This is a genomic window from Mycolicibacterium aurum (genome assembly GCF_900637195.1).
Classification (GTDB): Bacteria; Actinomycetota; Actinomycetes; order Mycobacteriales; family Mycobacteriaceae; genus Mycobacterium; species Mycobacterium aurum.
On sequence record NZ_LR134356.1, the window covers coordinates 2,441,612 to 2,464,471 of the forward strand.

A 22,860-nucleotide genomic window follows, 5' to 3' on the forward strand; every position below is an offset into this window, starting at 1 on the left:
CGGGAGCTGAGCGTCCATGTTTCGCGTACCCGTTGCCGGGGTACATGTAACCACCGGTTCAGGCTCGAGCCGCCTAGTCCATTGCGACGCGGTAAGGGTGTTGATACTCATGTCTGGGCCGAAGAATAACTATGCAGAAGTGACGGAGATGTTCCGTCAGCTCAAGTCCCTCGAAAACGGTTCGGCGGCGTTTCGCCGTCAACGCGAAGTGATCGCGGCACAGTGTCTTCCGCTGGCCGAACATATCGCCCGCCGGTACGGCGGACGCGGCGAGCCTCACGACGACCTCGTGCAGGTCGCCCGGGTCGGGCTCGTGAGCGCGATCAACCGATTCGACGTCGACAACGGTGCCGACTTTCTGTCCTTCGCCGTTCCGACGATGATGGGCGAGGTCCGTCGCCACTTCCGTGATCACGGGTGGGCTGTCAAGGTGCCTCGCGGCATCAAAGAACTGCTGCCACAGCTGAACAGGGCCCGCGCAGAGCTCTCGCAACGGCTGGGCCGCGCGCCGAACGCCTCCGAGGTCGCCGAATACCTCGGAATCGACCGACAGATCGTCGTCCAGGCAACGATCGCCAGCGGCAATTATTCGACGATGTCGACCGACATGACGTTCGGGTCCGACGACGACGGTCTCGCCCTCAGCGAGACGTTCGGCTCCGTCGACTCCAACCTGGACAAAGTGCTCGATGTCGAGAGCGTGCGTCCACTGCTGGCGGCGTTGCCGGAGCGCGAACGAACAGTGCTGCGGCTGCGCTTCTTTGAGAACATGACGCAGACGCAGATCGCCGCGCGCATCGGGTGCTCGCAGATGCATGTCTCCCGGCTGCTGACGAAAGCGCTGGAACGGCTGCGGGATCAGGTCAGCGATCCGCGCCTGGCGCCGGCCTGCTGACAAGTCGGCTCCCGCGAGGCGTCTGCACTCGATGCTGCCCCGACATGAGGCGGTCCCCTCGGCACCGTGGTCTGGGCCGAGGGGACCTCGCGTCAGTTCGACCCCGGGGTCGCCTGAGCACGTCGTCGGTGGATAACCCTCAGCGCCGAAGTGAAACATGGCGTCCGGCTACAGTTGCGCCGCCGATGGCTTCCGGCCGGAGCCTTTCGCGGCGAAGCCGCCGGCGAGGCGGTAGCGCGCGTGCCGCAGCAGATTCAGCCTCGGAATCCGCCAGCATCTCAACGAATGATGCTCGTCGTGAATGCGAGTCCCACGCCCCCGCGGGGGAGGTCTTCATGGATCTTGACGTAGTCGGCACCGATCAGCCCCGCACGATCCGCCATGGACTCGCCGGTGCCTGCTCGCACGAAGCGGTTGCGGACGTGGACTGAGCCGAGCGATGCGGGGGAGAAGGCGCCGTCACCCCGCCCCAAAATTTGAGCTTGGTTGAACTCACTTCCGAAGACTAGTTGGCTCAACACGGCATTGCAACGGAATACTCGGATGTCACGTACTGCTGGCGCCGCCAATTCCACTGTGATTGAAGATGCACCGAGGTGCGTCAACGTCTGCGGAGGTGGGTATGCCCACCGGCGACGGCGCGGGGCCGGATCGCAGGAGGTCACAGATGGTGGAGTGGCTGGATCGCGTCCAACAGCGGAGCCGGCTCGCCAGCTTCGTCATCGCCGTCATCTACAAGTACGTCGATGACCAGGGCAACTACCTCGCCGCCCTGATCACCTACTACGCGTTCGTCTCGCTGTTTCCGTTGCTGTTTCTCCTGACCACCGCGCTGGGTGTTCTGCTGTGGAACAAACCGGAGTGGCGTGCCGATATCGTCGACTCCGCGATCAGCCAGTTCCCGCTCATCGGTGACCAACTGAGCAGGCCGGAAACCCTCAGCGGCGGCAGCACCGCGGTCGTCATCGGAATCGCCGGCGCTCTGTACGGCGGACTCGGAGTGGGCCAGGCGCTGCAGAACGCCATGGACTCCGTCTGGTCGGTGCCACGGTTCGTCCGGCGCGATCCGATCAAATCACGCATCCACAGCCTGCTGCTGCTGGTCGTGTTGGGGTCGGCCCTGATCGCGACGACTGTGTTGACGGGTCTGGGTAGGAACTGGGCCGGGCTCGGGTTCGTCGGTACCGCCGGCGTCGTGATCGGCTCCCTCGCGCTCAACACCGCGGTGTGCGTCGTCGCGTTCCGCGTCACGACGGTGCGATCGCTGACATTCGCTCAGGTGATGCCGGGGGCAGTGCTGGCCGCGGTGCTGTGGCAGATGCTGCAATGGTTCGGTGCGTCCTACGTAGCCCGCGTGGTCGCCTCGGCCAGCGTCACCAACAGTGTCTTTGCCATCGTGCTGGGTCTGCTGGCGTTCCTCTACCTGGTGTCCACCTCGCTGATGATCTGCGCGGAGATCAACGTGGTGCGCGTGGACCACCTCTACCCCCGTGCACTCCTGACTCCGTTCACCGACAACGTCGACCTCACCGATGCAGACCGCAAAGCTTATGCCGGTCAGGCAGAAGCGCAGCGTGCCAAGAGTTTCCAGCAGGTCGACGTCACGTTCGACCAGCCCGGTCCCGAGGTCGATCCGGACACCGAAGTGCCCAATAACCCTGAAGGAGAGAAAATTCCGTGAGCATCGCCCGTCGTACCCGCTCCGTCGTCCGCGGAGGCGTCAAGGTCCAGCGCAGGATTGTTGTGGTCCAGGCGCTGTTCTGGCCGACGATCATCGCGGCGGGACTGACCATCGGTGCGGTCGCTTTCACCATCCGGCGGTCCGCGAAACGAGGGGAGCCGCGTCCGATCGTCGCCGATGAACCCCCCGTCGGCGATCAGCTGCGCTGACAGCATCGCCGTCGGACCGACCCTCGGGTGCGGCGGCGTACGTCCCGACAGCGACTTTCGCAGGGAAAACTCGATGAGGATCACCACACCTACCGTGCGCAATTCCGGCTGAATTTTTCGCGGGAGTGGAACCTCATTCACGTAGGCTGAAAAAGCTTATCCCGCCAATGAGTCCATCGGAGAGTCACATGACGTCATCTCGGTCCGCTGCAGCGGCTGGACGGCGCAGAGCCGCGGCCGCCTCGGCGGCGAGGAAGCCTACGAAGTCGGACAAGGCCCGAAACGCGGGCAAACCGGGCGCAACCGTCAAGAACAGCGACGATGTCGGCGCACTCGAAGTCGCCGTGACCGAACGGGTTTCCGGCCCCACCGAGCAGATCATGCTGCTTGTGGGAGCGCGGATCCGGGCGATACGGTTGCGCCAGCAGCTGACCCTGCGCGATGTGGCGGAACGAACCGGCGTCAGCGTATCGATGTTGAGCATGCTGGAGCGGGGGGTGTCCACCGCCTCGGTCGGCACGCTGGTGGCGGTGGCATCGGCCCTCGGCGTCCACATGTACGACCTCTTCGCGCTCAAGGACTGCGCCGACGAGTCCCCGGTGACAAAGTTGAGCGAGCAAACCGTTGTCCGCCTGGGGGAGGGCGTCACGCGTAGGGTCGCGCACACCGATGCCGTTGCCGGGCTGGAACTCGCGGTCAACGAGTACGACCTGGGCGGGGTGAGTGGGCCTTCGTCCACTCACCACGACGGCCGCGAATTCGGTGTGCTCATCTCGGGACAGCTGACAATCGAGCTCGATGGCCAGAGCCACGTGCTGGAACCGGGCGATGTGATCGCGTACACGTCCGAGCTGCCGCACCGCATCGAGAACACCGGTACGGGGCCCGCGGTCGCCGTGTGGGTCAACCTCGACGAGAGCTGACCGTGACTTTTCAACTCTCAAGCAGGTTGACCGGCTCCCCACCCCGGCGCCGCGGTGTACTGCTGCGGGCCGGAACCACTCCTTGCTGCCGTCGAACAGCGCTGTGCAGCGGGGCCTTCTGACGACCTAGACGTCGAACGGTTCGCCTCAGCCACGGCTGGGCGTCGACCCCCTCTACTCGTGCCGCGAAGGCACCTGCGGCAGCTGCGGGACCGCGGTGCTGGACGGGGAGCCCGAGCACCGGGACTCCGTGTTGAGCGGACCCGAGCGTGAAGCCAACGACGTCAGGATGATCTGCGTGTCGCGATCGCGCACGCCGCGTCTGGTACTCGACCTCTGACCACAGGAGAAAACATGGAAACCTGGGATGCCGTTCGCGCCCGCCGCAACGTCAGGACCTACCGGCAGGACCCGATTCCCGAGGATGCCCTGATGCGCATCGCCGAAGCGGGGTGGCAATCCCCGTCGGCGAAGAACCGGCAGCCATGGGACTTCGTGATCGTCACCGATCCCGAACAGCTGCAGGAACTCTCGACGGTGTGGCAGGGCGCCGGACACATCGCCTCGGCCCCGGCCGGCATCGCGATCGTGGCTCCGGAACCCCCCGACGAACGGCGCAGAGTGGTCGACCAGTACGACCTGGGGCAAGCCACCATGGCGATGGCGGTGACCGCCGCCGACCTGGGCATCGGGACGGCCCATTCCTCGGTCGGTGACCAGGACAAGGCCCGCGCCATCCTGGGTGTCCCGGACGATCACTTCGTGGCCTACCTGCTCGGCGTCGGCTATCCCGCCGATCGTCCGTTGAAGCCCATCAACACGCCGGACCGGCGTCCGTTCGACGAGGTTGTCCACCGCGGCCGGTGGTGATGCCGCCGGCGGTGTCAGCTGCCGGCGACCACCTGCGCGTGTTCTTCGACGGTGAAGGTCAACCCCTCGTCGGTCTCTTTCGGGTCGACCTTCGTCTCACGTCCGCAGACCGGGCAGGTGGCTGCCTCGTCGGCGGGCGGATCGGAAGCTAGCTCGCGGCCGCTGCCCGGGCAGGTCTTCATACACGCTCCTGGAGATGGTGGCTGAGGCGATCCCCCTCGGGTACCCCGGCGGTGCGGGGCCAACCCTCTCGGTCGCGGCGTGCGTCAGGGGATCTGCCGGCCCCTCGGCGGCCCCGAATGCAGTTCGACTTCTTGCGTTTTCACCACGAAGTACACCGCTTTACCCGGCTCCAGATCGAGGTCGGCGGCGGCCGCAGCGGTGACATCCGCCGACAACCCGGTGCCCCCGTCGGGTTGGTCGACGCCCCGGACCCGCACCACGGGGCCGTGCATGTCGATCTCGGCGACGGTCACCGGTATCACGTTGCGTGGACTGCCGTGCGGGGTATCGACGTGCACGGCCACCGCCGCCGGCCGGAACAGGGCTATCGCGGACGCGCCCACCGGGACGTCGCCGATCCCCGAGATCGCGGTACCCCAGGCCGTCCGGATCACTCCTGGCTCGCTCACGGCGCCCGGGACGAGGTTGATGCCGGCGATCCGTGCGGCGAAGTCGCTGCGCGGCGCGGTCAGGACGGTGCGGGCCGGACCGCACTCGACAACCCGCCCGCGGTCGATGACGGCGACCGTGTCGGCGATGGCCAGCGCGTCGAGCAGATCGTGCGTGACGATGATCGCCGTCCTGTCCCGCAGGATCTCGCGCAGCAGGCGTCGCAGCGCCGGCGCGACCGTGACGTCGAGTGCCGCCATCGGCTCGTCGAGCAGAAGCAGCCGCGGCTCGGCGGCGAGCGCACGCGCGATCGCCACCCGCTGAGCCTGCCCTCCGGACAGCTGGGCGGGCCGTCGATATGCGAGGTCGGCCGCCCCGACCGCGTCCAGCCAGCGCTGTGCGGTGGCCCGGGCCGCCGTTCGGGACTGTCCGGAACACCTTGGGGCATAGGCGACATTGGCCGCAACGGTCATGTGCGGGAACAGCATCGCCCGCTGACTCAGCATGGCCACCCCCCGGGCGTGCGCAGGTACAAAGGTGCCGGCGGAGGTGTCGGTGACGACCCTCTCGCCCAGCGCGATCCGGCCGTCGTCCGGTCGTAGCAGGCCGGCGATCAGGTGCAGCAGAGTCGATTTTCCGGCACCGTTCGGCCCCAGCACGGCGACGACTTCACCGTCGGCGACGGACATCTCGACATCGACCCCGCGCTGTTCGTGTCGGGCGCGCACCCGGACGCCGCTCACAGCGGGCCCGCCAGGCGTCGGCCGGCCGACGCGACCACGATCAGCGCGGCAACGACGATCAGCAACAGCGACAGGGCGACGGCCGCGTCGGCGTCGGTCTCGCGTTGCAGATAGATCTCCAGCGGCAGTGTCCGGGTCACCCCCTGCAGCGACCCGGCGAAGGTCAGCGTCGCGCCGAACTCACCGAGCGCGCGCGCGAACGCCAGCACCGCGCCCGACATCAGCCCGGGCAGCACCAGCGGCAGCGTCACCGTGCGCAACACGGTCGTCGGGGTGGCGCCCAGGGTCGCGGCGATCTGCTCGTATCCGGTACCAGCGGACCGCAGCGCGCCTTCGAGGCTGACCACCAGGAAGGGTAGCGAGACGAACGACTGGGCAAGCACCACCGCGGTGGTCGAGAACGCGATGCGGATACCCAGCACCTCGAGGTGCTGCCCGAGAAGACCCTGCCTGCCGAACGTGTACAGCAGCGCGATGCCGCCGACCACCGGCGGCAACACCAGGGGAAGCAGTACGAGGGCGCGCAACACCGACTGGCCCGGAAACCGTCCGCGGGCGAGCACCAAGGCCATCGGGACACCGAGCAGCGTGCACACCACGGTACTGGCCGCTGCCGTCTTCAGGCTCAGAACCAGTGCGGCGCGCGATGATTCGGAGGTGATCAACGAGACGAAGTTCGGCCAGTCGATTCGGAGCAGGATCGCCACCATCGGTGTGATGACGAACAGCCCGCCGACCGCCGCGGGCAGGTAGATCCAGCCGGGCAATCCGACCTGGAGCAGCCCTGCGCTCCGGCGCGGCGCGGTCACGGTGCGGCGAAGCCGGCCGCCGACAGCACGTCTCGACCCTCCGGGCCCGTGACGAGGTCGATGAACTGCTGCGCGGCCGCCGGATCGGACGCCCCGGCCAGACTCGCGATCGGATAGGTGTTCACCGCGTCTGCGGACTCGGGGAACGGCACCGCTGTGACCTTCTCGCCGGCCCCGGTGGCGTCGGTGACGTAGACCAGACCGGCGTCGGCCTGACCGGATGTGATCTTGCCCAGCACGTCGGTGACTGCCGACTCCTCACTCACCGGTGTCAGCCTCACCCCGGTGTCGTCCTCCACTTTCTCGGTGGCCGACCCGCACGGCACCTGTGGTGCGCACACCACCACCTGCAGGCCCGGCGCGGCCAGATCTGCGAAAGCGGTTATACCGCGCGGGTTTCCCGGCGTAGTCACGATGGTCAACGTGTTGGTAGCGAAGTCGACCGGCGCACCGGACACCAGGGCGCCGTCGACGGCTCTGGCCATGTTGGCGGCGTCAGCGGAGGCGAAGACGTCGGCGGGCGCACCCTGGCTGAGTTGCGCCACGAGGTCCGACGATCCGGCGAAGTTGAACGCGACTTTCGTTCCGGGATGGTTTCTTTCGAACCGAGCCCCGAGATCGGTGAACGTCGATTTCAGCGAGGCGGCGGCGAACACGGTCAAGTTGCCTGCGGCGGGGTCATCCGGTGCCGAGGAGCACCCCGCGACAAATGCCGCGACACACAGGGCGGCGCCCGCGATCGACCTCACGACGCTCCGCCCGGCGTTTCGATGATGACCGTGGTCGCCTTGACCACGGCGACGGCGACGACTCCCGGCTCAAGGCCGAGCTGGCGCGCCGACTGCGTACTCATCAGCGAGACGACGGTGAACGGGCCGCACTGCATCTGCACCTCGCTCATGACCTTGTCGGCAGTGACCTGGGTGACCAGCCCGACGAGCCGGTTGCGCGCCGAGCTGCCGACACCCAGGGGGTCGGGAGGCGGCGACGCGTGCTCACGGGCGAACGCGGCGAGTACCTCGCCGGCGATCACCTTGCGTCCGGAGTCGTCTTTCGAGCAGGCCAGGCTGCCGCTGTCGATCCAGCGACGCACGGTGTCATCGCTGACGCCGAGCAGGGCAGCGGCGTCCTTGATCCGGATGGTTGTCACGCTGCATCCCCTACCCGGCGATCGAATCCGTACATAAGGAGAAATCTACTCGATGTAACCGATTCCGCGGGGCTTAGATCGGCTATCGCCCGTATACACGGGCAGTTGTCATCAGATGGGTCGTCATCGGCGTGGAGGTACGCTCACCGCGATCACGGCGGTGTCGTCTTCCAGTCCGTCGCCGAAGCTCTCCAACAGCTGTCGCACCGCGGCGACGAACAACGGTGCGTCGGTCGGGGTGTGGTGCCGGGCGAACTCGACGAGATCGTTGTCGTCGTCGAAGCGCCGCTGGGGGCCGGTCCGGGCCTCCGTGAGCCCGTCGGTGTACATCAGCAAGGTGTCGCCGGGTCCGAGATGGACCGATGTCGACACGAACCGGGGATTCCTGATGATGCCCACGGCCTGCCCGCCGGGGGTGTCGACGTACCGGGGGGCCCCGTGCGCCGGCAGCAGCAGCGCCGACGGATGCCCTCCGCTGGCGAGTTCGATGTCGAAACCGTCGGCGACGGGAGTGATCACGCCGAAGATGACGGTGCAGAACCGGGGATCGTCGCCGTGGAACTCGTGTCGCAAGACCGAGTCCAGGTTGTGCAGTACGGCAGTCGGATCGTCGTCGTAGGCCGCGGCCGCGCGCAGGGTGTAACGGGTGAGCGAGGTGACGGCGGCAGCGCCCGCACCCTTACCGGACACGTCGCCGAGAAAGATGCCCCATTCCTGGCGCGTGAGTGGGAACAGATCGTAGAAATCCCCGCCGACGTCGTCCGCCGACGCCGTGTGATAGTGCGCAGCGGCGAGCAAGCCGTCCGGGGGATTGAGGATCGGGGGCACCAGGGAGCGCTGCAGCGTCGCGGCCAGAAGTTGCACACGCTCGCGCTCACGATCGGCTGCCCTGCGTGCATCGAGGAGTTCGCGTTCGTAGGCCCGTCGTTCGCTGCCGTCCTGCGCCATGATCCGCAGCGCCTCCGGCTCACCCGAAGCGCTGACCTTGACGTTGGCCGTGACGAACACCGGAATCTTGGACTCGTCGGCAGTCAACAGATCGACGGTGATGCCGCTCAGGGACCCCGTCATCTGGAGTACGGCGGCAAAGTGCGTCTCATAGTGGATCCTGCCGCCGACACTCAGCAACTCCGGGAATCGCCGCCCGATGAGGTCGGCCGGCGCACAACCCACCCATTCGCTGAACGTTCGGTTGGCCAGCATGATGCGGCCGTCCAGCGCGGTAAGCAACAGGCCGCATGGTGCGTTGTCGAAGTAGTCGTCCAGTTGGCGTGGTTTCGTCTGATCGTGTCGCACTTGATCTTTCACAGTTGATCGACGAAGTCCGCGATCGCGGCGGCGGTGGCATGCGGCGCACTCAGGTGCGGACAGTGGCCGGTTGCATCGAGTGTCACCAGCGTGCTACCGCGGATGTGGGCGTGGCAGTACGCGCCCACCTCGCGCGGCGCCAGTGTGTCGTGCGCGCACTCGACGATCACGGTCGGCACGGTGACCCGCATCAGATCCGCGCGATTGTCCGACAGGAAGGTGGCCCGGGCGAAGCTGAGTGCTCGTGCCGGATCGGTGCGACAGAACGAATCGGCGAGTTCGGCCTCGAGTTCAGGGCGCTCCGGCGTGCCCATGATCACCGGCGCCATCGCCCGCGACCAGCCCAGGTAGTTGCTCTCGATCGAGTCGAGCAACTCGTCGATGTCGGCCCGCTGGAAGCCTCCGCGGTAACCGGTGTCGTCCAGGTAGCGCGGCGACGGGGTGAGCAGCACCAGCCCGGCGAAGGCGTCCGGGCGCTTGGCCGCGGCGAGCACCCCCATCATCGAAGCGACCGAGTGACCGACGAATACGACCTCGCCGAGGGACACCTCGTCGATGATCTGCAGGATGTCGTCGGCGTAGTGCTGCAGATCGGCATAGCGACGGCTGTCCCACGCCGCCGGATCCGACGAGCCCGCTCCGACGTGATCGAACAGCACGATGCGAAATCTCTCCGCGAGCAGAGGCACGACCAGCCGCCACAGATTCTGATCGCAGCCGAAGCCGTGGGCCAGCATGATCGGGCGGCCGTCGGGACGTCCCACCACGCGCACGCAGTTCCTCACCGAGACGTCCATACCGTGATGATCGCACCCTCGTGGTCCCCATCCCGCGCGAAGGTCGGTGACGGGTGTGCTGAGATGGTCCGGACAGGCTAGTGATGAGCACCGAGGCGGAGCATGACCGACGAGATCAACAACCCCGCATCAGCAAGCGGCCGCAGCGTGGTCAGCGTCAGCAGTGCCGTGGTCGACGGTGTGGTCGTGGTGTCGGTGCATGACGTCGTCGACGCCGCCACCGCACCGCAGCTCAGCGCTGCGATCGACAAGGTCATCGACGGTGACCCGGACGGATTGGTCATCGACCTGAGCGCCGTGACGTTTCTGGCCTCGGCGGGGATGACCATCTTGATGAAGGCCGACGAGCGGGCGGGCGGCATCGGCGTCGCCGTCGTCGCCAACAGCCCGGCGACCACCCGGCCGCTCACGCTGCTCGGCCTGGATGCGGAGCTGACCATCTGCGCGAGCGTCGAGGAGGCAGTGCGCCGGCTGTCGGTCTAGTCGTCGTCGAGCACCGAGAACGGCTCGGTGGGGTCTTCGACCACCGCCAGCTGCGCAGCGGACTCCGAGGGCACCACCTTGCGGGACAACGCCTGGAGAGCGCGCTCGGTACCGATGTCTCGCCCGGCACGCTCCGACAGCAGCCACCGCACCTCCAGCAGGTCGCAGAAGGCCTGGATCGGCGAGCCGGTGCCGCCGACAGCGGCGTGTGCGCGGTGCATCGTAGGGGTGGCAACTTCCATCACCCACAGCTGCGCGGCGGTGCGCTCGTCGACGTCATGGCCGGCTTCACGGGACAGCGCGCTCTGGTACGCCTGCAGATCGCCCAGCAGAATGCGGGCCTGGCCCTCGCCGACATCCATGCCGGTGAGCCGCTGCAATTGGGTTGCGTGATAACGGCGGTCGCCGACGGCGACATGCAGACGGACCTGGTCTCCGCCTCGGCTCTGCTCCGAGGTGCCGACCGGCTGGAGCGAGACCTCATCCACGGCAAATCCCAGCTCGTTGAGCCGGCGGATGGTCCCTTCCACCCGGTAGCGGTCGGCGAATCCGAACGTGGGTTCAGCGTGCAGCAGTCCCCACAGCTGCTCGTAGCGTTCCCGGATGCTGAGCGCCTCGGCGATGAATCCCGGGTCGAGCTCCGGTCTTTCGAGCTTGGCCGCCACATCCAACAATCCCGCCGCGACGTTCTCGACGGTGATGTCGATGTCGTGGGTGCGCTGCCCGTCCGACAGCCGGGGGTGGACCTCGCTGGTTTCGGCGTCGACGAGGAACGCCTGCAACACCTGGCCGTCCCGCGAGAACAGCGTATTGGCCAGCGAGCAGTCACCCCAGAAGACGCCGTGCCGGTGCAACTCCACCAGAAGAGTCGCCATCGCGTCGAACAATCGGCCGCGGTGCTTGGGCGCGTCCGGCGGGAGCCGCATGAACAGCCGCCGGTACTGCCAGGAGCCGACGAGGTAGCGGGTCAGCAGGATCGCGGTGTCGAAGTCGGGCTGGAACACCAGGCCGGCGGGACGCACGGCGTTGAGGGCCATGTCCTCGAGCCGGCGCAGGACGTCGTATTCACGCGCGGCGATGCGAGGCGGCAATTCCTTGAGCGCCCACAGTTCCCCGTCGGAATCGACGAACCTCACCAGATGGCGACTGGGCCCGACCGCGAGCTCACGCAGAGCGACCTCGGGTGCCTGCCAGTCGCCCAGCGGCCGGTCCCACGGCAGCGCCAGCAATCCCGGGCAGGGCGCCCGGAGTCGCAGCTCAGGGGCTGCCATGATGCTCGCGGGTGGTCGGCTCAGCCGGCGTTCGCGGCGTGGCGCCCGTGGGATTCGGGTTCATGCTCCGTGGCCGGACGCTCGCCGGCGGGCTCGGCGCCACCGGTGCGGCGGGTCAGATTATCGCCGGTCTGCGGATCGAAGAGGTGCAGCCGCTCGGCATCGAGCCACAGCGTGGCCGTGTCGCCGGAGCGGACCCGGCTCAGTGGATCCAGCTCGACGCAGATCTGGGTCCGCAGCTGCTCGCTGTCGAGATCCTTGGCCAGCTCCGCTAATTGGCCCGAGATATCCGCCGACGCCTCGAACGGGACGAAGGCGTACTGCTCGTTGCCCAGCCACTCGGTGACGTCGATGGTGACGTCGAACGTCACGCCCCGCGAACCCTTGTCGGTATCCACGAACTCGGCGTCCTCGAACGCGCCGGGCCGGATACCGGCGATGTAGACCTTGCCATCCTCGACCGCGCCACGCCACTCGTCACGCAGCGGCACCTTGACGAACGGCAACTCGATCTCGTCGCCGTGTACCTGGGCGGGCACGAAGTTCATCGGTGGTGAGCCGATGAAGCCGGCGACGAACAGGTTGACCGGCTGGTCGTAGAGCTCGCGCGGGCTGGCAACCTGTTGCAGCACACCCTTTTTCAGAACCGCGACCCGATCACCGAGCGTCATGGCCTCGGTCTGGTCGTGGGTGACGTAGACCGTGGTGACGCCCAGTTTGCGCTGCAGGCGCAGAATCTCGGTGCGCATCTGGCCGCGCAGCTTGGCGTCGAGGTTGCTCAGCGGTTCGTCGAACAGGAACGCGTCGGCCTCTCGGACGATGGCCCGCCCCATCGCGACGCGCTGGCGCTGACCGCCGGAGAGGTTGGCGGGCTTGCGATCCAGGTGCTCGCCCAGTTCCAGGGTCTTGGCGGCGTCGTTGACCCGCTCCCGGATCTCTTCGTCAGAGAGCTTGCCGGACAACCGGAGCGGGAACGCGATGTTCTCGAACACCGTCAGGTGCGGGTAGAGGGCGTAGTTCTGGAACACCATCGCCAGGTTGCGGTCGCGCGGGGCCTTGTCGTTGACCCGGGTGTCGCCGATCAGCATGTCGCCGGACGTGATGTCCTCCAGCCCGACGATCATCCGCAGCAGTGTCGACTTTCCGCAGCCCGACGGGCCGACGAGAATCACGAACTCGCCGTCGGCGACGTCGAGACTCACGTCGTTGACGGCCGGATAGCCGTCACCGTACTTCTTGACGATATTGCGCATCGTTATTGCTGCCATGGGGTTATCCCTTCACTGCTCCGGAGGTCAGACCGGCGACGATGCGCCGCTGAAAGACGAGAACCAAGATGACGACGGGAATCGTGACGATCACCGACGCGGCCATGATGTAGGGGACGGGGGACTCGAAGTACGAGGCTCCCTGGAAGAACGCCAGCGCCGCGGGCACGGTGCGGGCACTGTCGGTGGACGTCAGCGAGATCGCGAAGAGGAAGTCGTTCCAGCAGAAGAAGAACGTCAGGATCGCGGTGGTGAACACTCCCGGTGCGGCCAACGGCACGATCACCTTGCGGAAGGCTTGCCACGCGGTGGCGCCGTCCACCTGCGCGGCATGTTCCATCTCCCATGGGATCTGGCGGAAGAACGCCGACATCGTCCAGATCGACAGCGGCAGCGCGAACGTCAGATAGGGAATGATCAGACCCAGCCACGTGTCGTAGATGCCCAGTCCGCGCCACATGTCGAACAGCGGGCCCACCAACGCCGCCTGCGGGAACATGGCGATGCCCAGGGCCAGCGACAGCAACACCTTCTTGCCGCGGAACTCCAGGCGCGCAATGGCATACGCGGCGAACATCGCGATGACGACCGAGATGAGCGTGGCGATGACCGCGATGCCGATCGAGTTGATCAGCGCCCTGGTGAACAGCGGGTTGCTGAAGATCTGGGCGAAGTTGTCGAAGGTGATGGTGCTCGGCAGAAACGACGGCTTGCCGGAGACGATGTCCGACGGTGGCTTGAAGGCCAGGCTGATCATCCACAGCATCGGCGCGAAGCTGTAGATGACGATGACGATGCCTGCGATCGTCCACCACTTGGTGTTCTTGGTCACTGGTCACCCCTGACTTGCGAGAGGTCGGTCTTGAAGATCTTGATGAAGATCCAGGCGATGACGACCACGGACAGGAACAGCAACACCGAGACGGCCGACCCCATACCGAGATTCACCAGCGTGACGTTCTGCCGGTAGGCCAGGAACGAGATGGTCTCGGTGTTGTTCGCGCCTGCGGTCATCACGTAGGGATTGTCGAAGATGCGCCACGCATCCAGCGTGCGGAACAGCAGCGCCACCATGATCGCGGCCTTCATGTTCGGCAGCGTGATCTTCCACAGCCGTTGCCACGCCGTGGCGCCGTCCACCTTCGCGGCCTCCTGCATGTCCTCGGGGACCTGAACCAGACCGGCCAGCAGCAGCAGTGAGATGAACGGTGTGGTCTTCCAGATCTCGGAGAGGCAGATCACGAAGATGGCGGACCACCGGTCGCCGAACCAGTCGAACTCCGACAGGTTCAACCACTGGTTGACGAACCCGGAGTCGATGGCGAACGCGTAGCGCCAGATGAACGCCGACACCACGGTGACGATGCCGTACGGAATGAGGATCGCCGTACGCAGCGGTCCGCGGCCCCGGACTATGCGCAGCATCACGAAGGCGAACCAGAAACCGAGTACGAGCTCGACCGCCACCGTGACGATGGTGATCGCCAGCGTGGTGACGAAGTCGTTCCACCACAGCGGGTCGGTGAGGATGACGAGGTAGTTGCTCAACCCGACGAAGCTGCGGCCCTCCGGGTCGGTGAGGCGGAAGTTGTACAGCGACAGCACCAGTGCGTAGCCCAGCGGGTACGCGGTGACCAGCAGCATCACCACATACGACGGCAGGGTCAGGTAGAACCCGAGCCGCCGCTCGCCCTTGACCCGCTCACTGGTCGCGGCTTTACCCGGGTCTTTCTGGATGGGGGCGTCCTGAATCGCGGTCACAGCAGCCGCCTCCCCGCCAGCACGTCAGCCATGAATTGGTCTGTCCTTTCCGGTGTTTCGGCGTTCACCGAGGCCGGCGGGTGCCAGGTCTGCTGAATCGCGCCCGAGATGTCGGTGTAGAACGGGCTCGGAGGACGCGGGCCGCCGTCACCGATGGACTCCCGGATCAAGTCGGCGTTCTCGTAGGTCTCCCGGATCTCAGGATCGTCGTAAGACGCCGCGTACGGCGACGGCTCGCTCTCGTCGAGCATGTACTGGGTGGCCTTGGGCTCGGCGTTGATGCATTCGACAAGGGCCACCGCCTGGTCGGGATACTTCGTGTACGCGCCGATGCCGAGGTTCGCTCCACCCAACGGCGGCGCGCTGGGACGGTCAGGGGAGACCCGGGGGTAACGGGCCCAGCCGATGTCGTCGACCACCTCCTGTGGCAGCGTGCCCTCCTCGGCGGCGCTGCGGGCGGCGGCCAGGACATAGGGCCAGTTGACCATGAACATGCCCTGCTCGGACTGGAAGTTGGCGCGGGCCTGCTCCTCCGACGCGTTGGACATGTCGGTGGGTGCGGCCGAGGACCGCCCGAGGTTACCGACGATCTCGGCGGCCTTCTCCCCGGGTGGGGTGGCCAGCGATGGTTTGGCGTTGCGGCCTGCCTCGACGTCCTCAAGCAGCGCACCGCCGCCGGAGAGCACCAGCGCGTTGATCAAGACCGTGTAACCCTCGTAGCGCTGCGCCTGCACCGCGATCTTCTTGTTCTGTCCCACAGCGGCTTTGAGCATCTCGTCCCACGTGAACGTCGGCGAGGCGGGATCGACCCCGGCCGCGGCCGCGGCCGACTTGCGGTACCAGAGCAGTTGGGCGTTGGACTTGTAAGGCGCACCGTAGAGCGTGTCCTCCCAGATGCCCGTCTCGATGGGGGCGGGCAGCATTCCCGCGGTGAGCCGGCTGGTTTCCTCCGCTGTGTACGGGCGAAGGAAACCGGCGTTGGCGAATTCGGCGGTGAACACCACGTCCATGCTCACCAGATCGATGGAGGAGTCGCCGGCCGCGAGGCGGCGGACCATCTGCTCGCGCTGGGCGGTGGCGGTACTGGGCAGCGACTCGATGCGGACCTGGTACGCCCCGTTGGACGCCTCTGCGCACTGCTCCGCCCGTGCCACGGAGCCGCCGTTGTCGGGAAGGATGTACCACGTCAGTGTCGGGGGACCACCCTGACTGCCGCAGCCGGACAACAACGACGCAGCGATCAAAGGCGCACTGGCCAGCGCGATTGCGCGACGTCGTCGCCCGCGGGCGAACTGATTTCGTTTCATCACGTCCTCGTCTATGAAGTTGTGGTCTCCGATGAGGGCCACGGGCAGCACATTCGGTACGTGAGTGAGTGTGTCACACCTCACAGACCTGGTGTGGAAGCGGTATCAGCGCGGCGGGGCGGTGGATCCGCGGATCACCAGTCGGGTGGGCAGTGTCGTCCACGGCGGCGTGACCGAGGGGCCACTCACGGAGCTCTCGCCGGTGAGCCGGTGAAGCACGTCGCGCGCGGCGATCCGGCCCTGCTCGCGCACCGGCTGGGCGACCGTAGTGAGGTCGCTGAGGTCTGCCGACGGGTGGTCGTCCACACCGATTACCGAGACATGCTGCGGGACTGACACTCCGGCCTTGCGCAGAGTGCGTAGCGCGCCGAGGGCGATCTCGTCGGAGTGGCAGAACACCGCTGTCGGCAGCCGGGGCCGGCTCAGCAGCATCTCCATGCCGCGCGAACCGCCGTCGATGCTCCACTTGACGGTCACCACTGTCGGGTCGGCCAGTCCGGCGTCGGCGATCTGGCGGTGGAAGCCGCGGATACGCGCCTGATCGGTCGCCCACGGAATGTCGGCGTCGTCGGCTGCCTGGATCATCGCGATGTCGCGATGGCCGATCCGCACGAGATGGCCGACGGCCTGCCTCGCGGCGAGTTCGTCATCGATGCCGACCCACGACCGGTCGTCATCGGGGCGGTGGCCGCCGACGAACACCGTCGGCACCCCGACCTGCTCCAGGCGGGTGTGCTCCCTGGCGGTGAGGGGGAGGGAGCACACGACCATCGCGTCGACCTTGCGGCGCAACGGAAGTGCTTCGAAGAAGCGGTGCCGGGTGGTGGAGTCCGGCACGGTGCACAGCACCAGATCCAGGCCCACCGTGTCGAATTCGTCGGCGATCCCGGCAAGGATCGTCGAGAAGAACCACGCGTCCACCCTCGGGACGACGACCCCGACGCGGCCGGTGAGCCCACCGGAGAGTCGCGACGCCTCCGGAGACACCACGTAGGACAGTTCCCGCGCCGCCGACAGAATGCGGTCTCGGGTGGTGGGGGAGACCCCGGGCGCGCCGCGCAGGGCCCGTGACACGGAGGCGATCGACACGCCCGAGTGCTGCGCGACGTCGGTCATGTTGACGGTCTGCTTCGGGATCATCAGGCCCCGAGCGTAACGCGACGTAATTATTTACGTGCTCACATAAGGAATTGACACGTAAGCGACATACCGCGAGTCTGGTGCGCGAAAACGTTTACGCATGTCCGAGCCGTCGCCGAAAGGTTAACCGTGGCCCCCGAAGAGTCCTCGTGGTGGCAGACCGCCGTCGTCTACCAGGTGTATATCCGCAGCTTCGCCGACGGGAACGGCGACGGCATCGGCGACATCGCGGGCCTGCGGGCGCGGCTGCCGTACCTCGCGTCGCTCGGCGTCGACGCGATCTGGATCAACCCCTGGTACCCGTCGCCGATGGCCGACGCCGGCTACGACGTCGCCGACTACCGCGACATCGAGCCGACCTACGGCACGCTGGACGAGGCGCAGGCGCTGATCGCCGAGGCCCACGAGCTCGATATCCGGGTGATCCTCGACATCGTGCCCAACCACACCTCGGATCAGCACGCCTGGTTCCGTGCGGCGCTCGCCGACGAGCCGGGCGCGCGGGAGCGCTTCCATTTTCGGCCGGGCCGCGGTGCGGATGGTGCCGAGCCACCGAACAACTGGCAGAGCGTGTTCGGCGGACCGGCGTGGACGAGGATCGGCGACGACCCGGACTCTCCGTGGTACCTGCACCTGTTCGCACCCGCGCAGCCCGACCTGAACTGGGATCTCGACGAGGTGCGCGCGGAATTCGAGGACATCTTGGCATTCTGGTTCGACCGGGGAGTCGACGGATTCCGGATTGACGTCGCGCACGGCCTGGCCAAGGCGGCGGGTCTGCCCGACGGTGCCGGCGAGGACGCCGAAGCGCAGGTCATGCTCGAGTCGGAGGCACGTCATCCTGCCTGGGACCAGGACGCGGTCCATGAGATCTACCGCGGATGGCGCACTGTGGCCGACCGCTACACGCCCGAGCGGATCTTCATCGCCGAGGCGTGGGTGTCGAGCAACGAGCGGCTGTCGCGCTACCTGCGACCCGACGAACTGCACACCGCCTTCCAGTTCGACTTCCTGCGTGCGCCATGGCGTGCCAAGGTGCTGCGTGACGTGATCGACGACGCGATCGCCTCCGCCGCGACGGTCGGCGCGCCGCCGACCTGGGTGCTGTCCAACCACGATGTCACCCGCACGGTGACGAGGTTCTCCCGCTCACAGCCCGCCCACCTGATCGGCACCGAGTGGGAGCGGGGGAGGTGGACCGACGAGGATCCCGATCACGCCCTCGGGCGCCGCCGGGCCCGAGCTGCTGCGCTCGTCCAGCTGGCGCTGCCGGGTACCGCCTACATCTATCAGGGCGAGGAACTGGCCCTGGAGGAGATCGAGGATCTGCCCGACGACGTGCGCCAGGATCCGACCTGGGTGCAGTCCGGGTTCACCGACGTCGGTCGTGACGGGTGCCGGATTCCGTTGCCGTGGACACAGGCGTCGGCACCCTACGGATTCGCACCGGTTCCGGGGACGCCGACCTGGCTTCCGCAGCCCGACCACTGGAGCGAGCACAGTGTCGAGGCGCAGGACGACGACTCCGGCTCGACGCTGAACCTGTACCGGGATGCGTTGCGGCTGCGCTCATCGCTGTGGCGGGGCGCGGGCGACGTCACCTGGATGGACGTCGCGCCCGATGTCGCCGCATTCGCGCGTGGCGGTGCTCAATGCTGGGTCAACACCGGCGACACCGGTGTCGACCTGCCCGCCACCGCGGCGGTCGTGCTGTCGTCGGCCACCGGCGTCGATCGGGTGCTGCCCCCGGACGCGGCGGTGTGGTTACTGGAGCACTAGGGGCCGCAGTAGGGGACTTTGTGCTCTCTACACATCGCTCGCAGGCTTGTAACCCTAGAGGGAGTAGACACCTCCCCGAAGGGACCATGACGATGAATGGCCGATTTCCCGATCCCGACACCGTGCGGTCGGCCCTGTCCTTGGCGAATCGTGCGCCGTCGGTGCACAATTCGCAGCCGTGGCAGTGGCGGGTGGGCGAGCAGACCCTCCACCTCTACGCCAACCCGGATCTGCAGCTGCCGCACACCGACCCCGACGCCCGTGACCTGATGCTCAGTTGTGGCGCCGCGCTGCACCATTGCGGGGCGGCGCTGGCGGCGCTGGGCTGGCAGGCCAAGATCCACCGGTTCCCGAATCCTGCGGATCCGCGTCATCTGGCGGCCCTGGAACTGCACCGGTACCCGGCGGCCGATCTCGACGTGTCACTGGCCGCCGCGATCCCGCGCCGGCGCACCGACCGGCGCCACTACAGCTCGTGGCCGGTGCCTCGCGGCGACATCGCGCTGATGGGAGCACGCGCCGCACGCGCGGGGGTGACGATGCGCCGTATCGAGGACCTGGCGGGACTCAAGCGCCTGGTCGACGACGCCGCGTTCCGGCACCGCTCCGACCGGGGCTACCTCACCGAGTTGGCCACGTGGAGCGGCCGGTACGCCTCGACGGCCGGTGTGCCCGCGCGCAATGTCCCCGGCCCGGATGGCACCGGCCCGATTCCGTTGCGCGCGTTCGCCGGTGGCGTGTTGACGCAAACGCCGGACACCGACCCCGCCGAGGACAACGCTGTCGTGCTGGCGCTGGGTACCGCGCAGGACGACGAGCTGGCGTGGTTACGGGCCGGCGAAGCGACCAGCCTGGTGCTGCTCACTGCGACCGCACTCGGGCTTGCCAGCTGCCCGATCACCGAACCTCTGGAGGTCTCGGACACGCGGGAAGTACTGCGTCGAGACGTCTTCGGTGCGGACGGACATCCTCAGATGTTGCTGAGAGTCGGTTGGGCACCGGTCAACGCCGACCCGCTGCCGGCCACCCCGCGCCGGGATCTCGCGGATGTTGTTGCGAAACTTGATGGTTCACCGATGTGGTGACCGTCAGTTGACCGGCGGCGGACGCGCCTAGTGGCCGCCCGGCCTGCGCGGGCGGTCGAGCTTGGAGACGAAGACCGCGGCCTGGGTGCGGCGCTCCATGCCCAGCTTGGCCAAGAGTCGCGACACATAGTTTTTGACCGTCTTCTCCGCCAGGAACATTCGCGCCGCGATCTGTTTGTTCGTCAGGCCCTCTCCCAGCAGATCCAACAGCACGCGCTCTTGTTCGGTGAGCTCCGACAGCGGATCCGTGCGGTCGCCTTCGCCGCGAAGCTTCGCCATCAGCGCCGCCGCCGCACGGTTGTCCAGCAGCGAGCGGCCCGCGCCGACCTCCTTGATCGCCTTGGCCAACTCCATGCCCTTGATGTCTTTGACGACGTAGCCGCTGGCCCCCGCCAGGATGGCGTCGAGCATCGCTTCGTCGGAGGTGAAGGAGGTCAGCATCAGGCAGCGGAGCTCGGGGAGGCTCGAGAGCAGGTCCCGGCACAGCTCGATACCGTTGCCGTCGGGCAGACGGACGTCGAGCACCGCAACATCGGGTTGTAGTGCAGGGATGCGGGCCAACGCCTCGGCGACCGACCCCGCCTCGCCCACGACGTCGATGTCGGGGTCGCCGCCCAGAAGGTCGATCAAGCCCCGTCGTACCACCTCATGGTCATCTACCAGGAAAACCCTCACCATCGCGTGACATCACACCCTCGTTGTCGGGCACCACTCACAGTGCGTTGTGCGGCTCACACACCAGTATCGAGCAGTCAGTGTCCCGCAGTGCGGTATTGCCGGGGGTTCCGACCAGATCGGACACCCCGCCGGGGCGACCCCGTCCTGCGACCAGGAGTTCGACCGACTCACCATGGTCCGCCAGGTACTCGAGGGTGCTGCCGGAGTCACTCGCCACGCTGATCTCCACGTCGGGGTAGCGCCGGCGCCACTCCGCCAACCGGCGTTCCCACTGCGCCGTGACGTCGGGGTGTGTCCGCGCCGGGGTCAGCACACGTACCGGTGCACCCCTACGGCGGGCCTCGTCGAGACCACGGTGCAGCACTGCGCCCGCAACGGCGGTATCGGGGATCTCGATGACGACGGCGCGGTCATGCCGCCGATGCGGGCGGTGCGCGCGGACGATCGCAACCGGGCAGAGCGCCCCGGCCGACAATGCCGCGGCGGTCGAGCCGATTCTGCCGTGGACGGCGTGGCTTCGGCCGCGGGCGCCGACGCACAGCGTCACCGCCGAGCGGGCCGCATGCAGTAGAGCCTGAACCGGCCTGCCGTGCACGATCTCGATCTCGATCTTCACCGGCCGCCCGGTGGATTCCACCGCGGTCACGGCGTGGCGCACCGCGACGTCTGCGGCGGTGAATCGGCGCGCCCGCTCGTGCGGATCCACCGCGTCGCCGTCGTCGACCACGTACACCAGGCGCAGTGGGACATCGCTGTCGACTGCCTGATCGACCGCCCAGAGCGCGGCATCGACGGCGGCCGCGGAACCGTCGATCCCGACCACGATGGCCGGGGCGGCGGGATCGTCGGTCATGATGCCCCTCTGCGTATTTCGAGAATGTCTTCAACGGGCCGGCGGGGTGTCGGCGGCGGCGTCGCGTCCAGGGCCGGGGCCAGACCCACCCGTATGAGCGCCTGCGGGACCGCGGTCGTGCCGGCCAGCGACGCGATCACGTCGCGCCCCTCGGCGAATTCGGTGACGTGGGTGACCGTGCACGTCGCCATGCCCGCCATGGCCGCGGTGAGCAGCAGGTACGACAGTGCCTCGCCGCACCGCACGACGCTGTCGGCGGAATCGTCGTCGGTGGAGAGCACGAGGATTCGCGCGTGGTCCTCGTCCACCTGCGGCCGGCGCTCGCTGTGCGCGACGACGGGGAAGGCACGTCCGATGCCCACGCGGTCGCTTTCGGCGGCGGAGACCAGTGCGCTTCGCGGGATTCCCTCGCTTGTACTGAAATCAGCTGTCCACCAATGGAGTTCGCTGTGATACCGGGAGTCGTAGAGACGCATGGCCTCGGTCAGGCCCGACAACTCGGCGAGCGGGTTGTGGGCATCGTCGGCAACCGCGGCGATGCGCACCGGCCCGTGGTCCCCGGCGGCACTCAGATCCTCGAACAGCCGATCCCAGTCCGGCGGCGCCGACAGCGGTAGACGGTCGGTACGCCGCAACAGGATCGCGTCGGCCCGGCGCCGCTGCTCGTCGGTCGCTTCGGCGCCGGAGGCGAACTCGATGCTCGCGACATGTCGCGGATCGGCTGGATCCGGCAGCCGCCGCACCGTTGTCTCCCATCCAGCGGCGGTCATCGCGACGCGGAAGTGATCGAGCGCCGCCCCGCAACTGATCAACGCCTCTCGCCCGGTGGCGTCGGCGCCTCGGATCAGCCGGCGGGGGTCGGCGTACAGGTCGACGCCGTGTTCGGTGATCGCCCACCGCCACGGCTGGCTGTTGTGCAGAGACGGCGCCCGGCATGCCAGGTGCAGCGCGTCGATGATCACGTCCGTGTGGACCCGGGTCGTCGGCATCGTGGGAGCTCCGTTCCGTCCGGCTCAACACTGCGCGTCGAGACCGCCCTGCCGACAGGGCCAATGGTCCTCACCATCGCTGTAGAGGGTCAGCAACGCCGTCCGCCATGCCGGTGTCGCCGCCGCGGCAGGGCGAGGTCACGTTCGACGACGGGGTGCCGACCGAGGTGACGGACGCTGCGCCGAGTCCGGCGCCGCTTCGTTGGATGGCTGCCGGCGACCTGTTCGACCAGCGAGACCGCACTCGCC

Annotated in this window: 24 protein-coding genes and 1 pseudogene; 9 read left to right on the forward strand and 16 right to left on the reverse strand. The window is 67.4% G+C overall.

What is annotated here, in order from left to right; translation table 11 throughout:
• Positions 1-148: 148 nt before the first annotated feature.
• The 6 genes and pseudogenes from EL337_RS11720 to EL337_RS11745 all read left to right on the forward strand — a co-directional run bounded on the left by EL337_RS11720 (position 149) and on the right by EL337_RS11745 (position 4,578).
• Complete coding sequence (locus EL337_RS11720) at positions 149-895, forward strand: SigB/SigF/SigG family RNA polymerase sigma factor (RefSeq protein WP_407662587.1); 747 nt, start codon at positions 149-151, stop codon at positions 893-895.
• Between the two features lie 667 nt (positions 896-1,562).
• The gene (locus EL337_RS11725; protein WP_048635080.1) at positions 1,563-2,576 is read left to right on the forward strand and encodes a YihY/virulence factor BrkB family protein; all 1,014 of its coding nucleotides are present in this window, start codon (positions 1,563-1,565) and stop codon (positions 2,574-2,576) included.
• Positions 2,573-2,785: a hypothetical protein gene (locus EL337_RS11730; protein ID WP_048635081.1), complete on the forward strand. Its 213-nt coding sequence runs from the start codon at positions 2,573-2,575 to the stop codon at positions 2,783-2,785. Before EL337_RS11725 ends, EL337_RS11730 begins: the two co-directional genes overlap by 4 nt.
• A 188-nt stretch (positions 2,786-2,973) precedes the next feature.
• Positions 2,974-3,708: a helix-turn-helix domain-containing protein gene (locus EL337_RS11735; protein WP_170216916.1), complete on the forward strand. Its 735-nt coding sequence runs from the start codon at positions 2,974-2,976 to the stop codon at positions 3,706-3,708.
• Positions 3,709-3,753: 45 nt separating this feature from the next.
• Positions 3,754-4,048, forward strand: a pseudogene (locus tag EL337_RS11740) (flavin reductase family protein); the annotation flags it as partial.
• 14 nt (positions 4,049-4,062) lie between these two features.
• Complete coding sequence (locus tag EL337_RS11745) at positions 4,063-4,578, forward strand: nitroreductase family protein (protein ID WP_048635084.1); 516 nt, start codon at positions 4,063-4,065, stop codon at positions 4,576-4,578.
• Positions 4,579-4,592: 14 nt separating this feature from the next.
• Here the strand turns inward: EL337_RS11745 and EL337_RS28725 are convergent, their stop codons facing one another.
• From EL337_RS28725 to EL337_RS11775, 7 genes are all read right to left on the reverse strand, one after another.
• Positions 4,593-4,760 (reverse strand): hypothetical protein, encoded by a 168-nt coding sequence (locus EL337_RS28725; protein ID WP_170216917.1) that lies wholly within the window; start codon positions 4,758-4,760, stop codon positions 4,593-4,595.
• Between the two features lie 84 nt (positions 4,761-4,844).
• Positions 4,845-5,933 carry a sulfate/molybdate ABC transporter ATP-binding protein gene (locus EL337_RS11750; RefSeq protein ID WP_048635085.1) on the reverse strand — a complete coding sequence of 363 codons (1,089 nt, stop codon included), beginning with the start codon at positions 5,931-5,933 and terminating at the stop codon, positions 4,845-4,847.
• Entirely contained in the window at positions 5,930-6,742 is an 813-nt protein-coding gene (locus tag EL337_RS11755; protein WP_048635086.1) for an ABC transporter permease, read from the reverse strand. The genes EL337_RS11750 and EL337_RS11755 overlap by 4 nt, the downstream gene beginning before the upstream one ends.
• On the reverse strand, positions 6,739-7,491 hold the full coding sequence (gene modA / locus EL337_RS11760) for a molybdate ABC transporter substrate-binding protein (RefSeq protein WP_048635087.1): 753 nt from the start codon (positions 7,489-7,491) through the stop codon (positions 6,739-6,741). Before modA ends, EL337_RS11755 begins: the two co-directional genes overlap by 4 nt.
• Positions 7,488-7,892 (reverse strand): TOBE domain-containing protein, encoded by a 405-nt coding sequence (locus EL337_RS11765; protein WP_048635088.1) that lies wholly within the window; start codon positions 7,890-7,892, stop codon positions 7,488-7,490. Before EL337_RS11765 ends, modA begins: the two co-directional genes overlap by 4 nt.
• Positions 7,893-8,015: 123 nt before the next feature.
• Positions 8,016-9,188 (reverse strand): PP2C family protein-serine/threonine phosphatase, encoded by a 1,173-nt coding sequence (locus tag EL337_RS11770; RefSeq protein WP_048635089.1) that lies wholly within the window; start codon positions 9,186-9,188, stop codon positions 8,016-8,018.
• 8 nt (positions 9,189-9,196) lie between these two features.
• Complete coding sequence (locus EL337_RS11775; RefSeq protein ID WP_048635090.1) at positions 9,197-9,997, reverse strand: alpha/beta fold hydrolase; 801 nt, start codon at positions 9,995-9,997, stop codon at positions 9,197-9,199.
• Between the two features lie 102 nt (positions 9,998-10,099).
• On the opposite strand from EL337_RS11775, the gene EL337_RS11780 reads away from it, so the two are divergent.
• Complete coding sequence (locus tag EL337_RS11780) at positions 10,100-10,480, forward strand: STAS domain-containing protein (RefSeq protein ID WP_048635091.1); 381 nt, start codon at positions 10,100-10,102, stop codon at positions 10,478-10,480.
• Here the strand turns inward: EL337_RS11780 and EL337_RS11785 are convergent.
• The 6 genes from EL337_RS11785 to EL337_RS11810 form a co-directional block, all read right to left on the reverse strand.
• Entirely contained in the window at positions 10,477-11,751 is a 1,275-nt protein-coding gene (locus EL337_RS11785; protein ID WP_048635092.1) for a DUF4032 domain-containing protein, read from the reverse strand. The two genes, EL337_RS11780 and EL337_RS11785, sit on opposite strands and share 4 nt — an antisense overlap.
• Before the next feature lie 20 nt (positions 11,752-11,771).
• Positions 11,772-13,019 (reverse strand): ABC transporter ATP-binding protein, encoded by a 1,248-nt coding sequence (locus EL337_RS11790; protein WP_048635093.1) that lies wholly within the window; start codon positions 13,017-13,019, stop codon positions 11,772-11,774.
• A gap of 4 nt (positions 13,020-13,023) precedes the next feature.
• The gene (locus EL337_RS11795; RefSeq protein ID WP_048635094.1) at positions 13,024-13,851 is read right to left on the reverse strand and encodes a carbohydrate ABC transporter permease; all 828 of its coding nucleotides are present in this window, start codon (positions 13,849-13,851) and stop codon (positions 13,024-13,026) included.
• A complete protein-coding gene (locus EL337_RS11800) occupies positions 13,848-14,780 on the reverse strand; it encodes a carbohydrate ABC transporter permease (protein WP_048635095.1) in 933 nt (310 codons plus the stop codon). Before EL337_RS11800 ends, EL337_RS11795 begins: the two co-directional genes overlap by 4 nt.
• Entirely contained in the window at positions 14,777-16,129 is a 1,353-nt protein-coding gene (locus tag EL337_RS11805; RefSeq protein WP_232786916.1) for an extracellular solute-binding protein, read from the reverse strand. The genes EL337_RS11800 and EL337_RS11805 overlap by 4 nt, the downstream gene beginning before the upstream one ends.
• A 63-nt stretch (positions 16,130-16,192) precedes the next feature.
• Positions 16,193-17,227 (reverse strand): LacI family DNA-binding transcriptional regulator, encoded by a 1,035-nt coding sequence (locus tag EL337_RS11810; protein ID WP_048635096.1) that lies wholly within the window; start codon positions 17,225-17,227, stop codon positions 16,193-16,195.
• Positions 17,228-17,356: 129 nt separating this feature from the next.
• Between EL337_RS11810 and EL337_RS11815 the strand changes: the two genes are divergently transcribed.
• Positions 17,357-19,006, forward strand: a complete 1,650-nt coding sequence (locus tag EL337_RS11815; RefSeq protein ID WP_048635097.1) for a glycoside hydrolase family 13 protein — start codon at positions 17,357-17,359, stop codon at positions 19,004-19,006.
• 92 nt (positions 19,007-19,098) lie between these two features.
• On the forward strand, positions 19,099-20,091 hold the full coding sequence (locus EL337_RS11820) for an Acg family FMN-binding oxidoreductase (RefSeq protein ID WP_048635114.1): 993 nt from the start codon (positions 19,099-19,101) through the stop codon (positions 20,089-20,091).
• A 27-nt stretch (positions 20,092-20,118) separates the two neighbouring features.
• On the opposite strand, the gene dosR is transcribed toward EL337_RS11820, so the two are convergent.
• Genes dosR through EL337_RS11835 form a run of 3 tightly spaced genes read right to left on the reverse strand, consistent with a single transcriptional unit; the run spans position 20,119 to position 22,611 of the window.
• Positions 20,119-20,769 (reverse strand): hypoxia response regulator transcription factor DosR/DevR, encoded by a 651-nt coding sequence (gene dosR, locus EL337_RS11825; RefSeq protein ID WP_048635098.1) that lies wholly within the window; start codon positions 20,767-20,769, stop codon positions 20,119-20,121.
• Positions 20,770-20,803: 34 nt separating this feature from the next.
• Positions 20,804-21,622 carry a universal stress protein gene (locus tag EL337_RS11830; RefSeq protein ID WP_048635099.1) on the reverse strand — a complete coding sequence of 273 codons (819 nt, stop codon included), beginning with the start codon at positions 21,620-21,622 and terminating at the stop codon, positions 20,804-20,806.
• Positions 21,619-22,611, reverse strand: a complete 993-nt coding sequence (locus EL337_RS11835; RefSeq protein ID WP_048635100.1) for an Acg family FMN-binding oxidoreductase — start codon at positions 22,609-22,611, stop codon at positions 21,619-21,621. The genes EL337_RS11830 and EL337_RS11835 overlap by 4 nt, the downstream gene beginning before the upstream one ends.
• Positions 22,612-22,860: the final 249 nt, after the last annotated feature.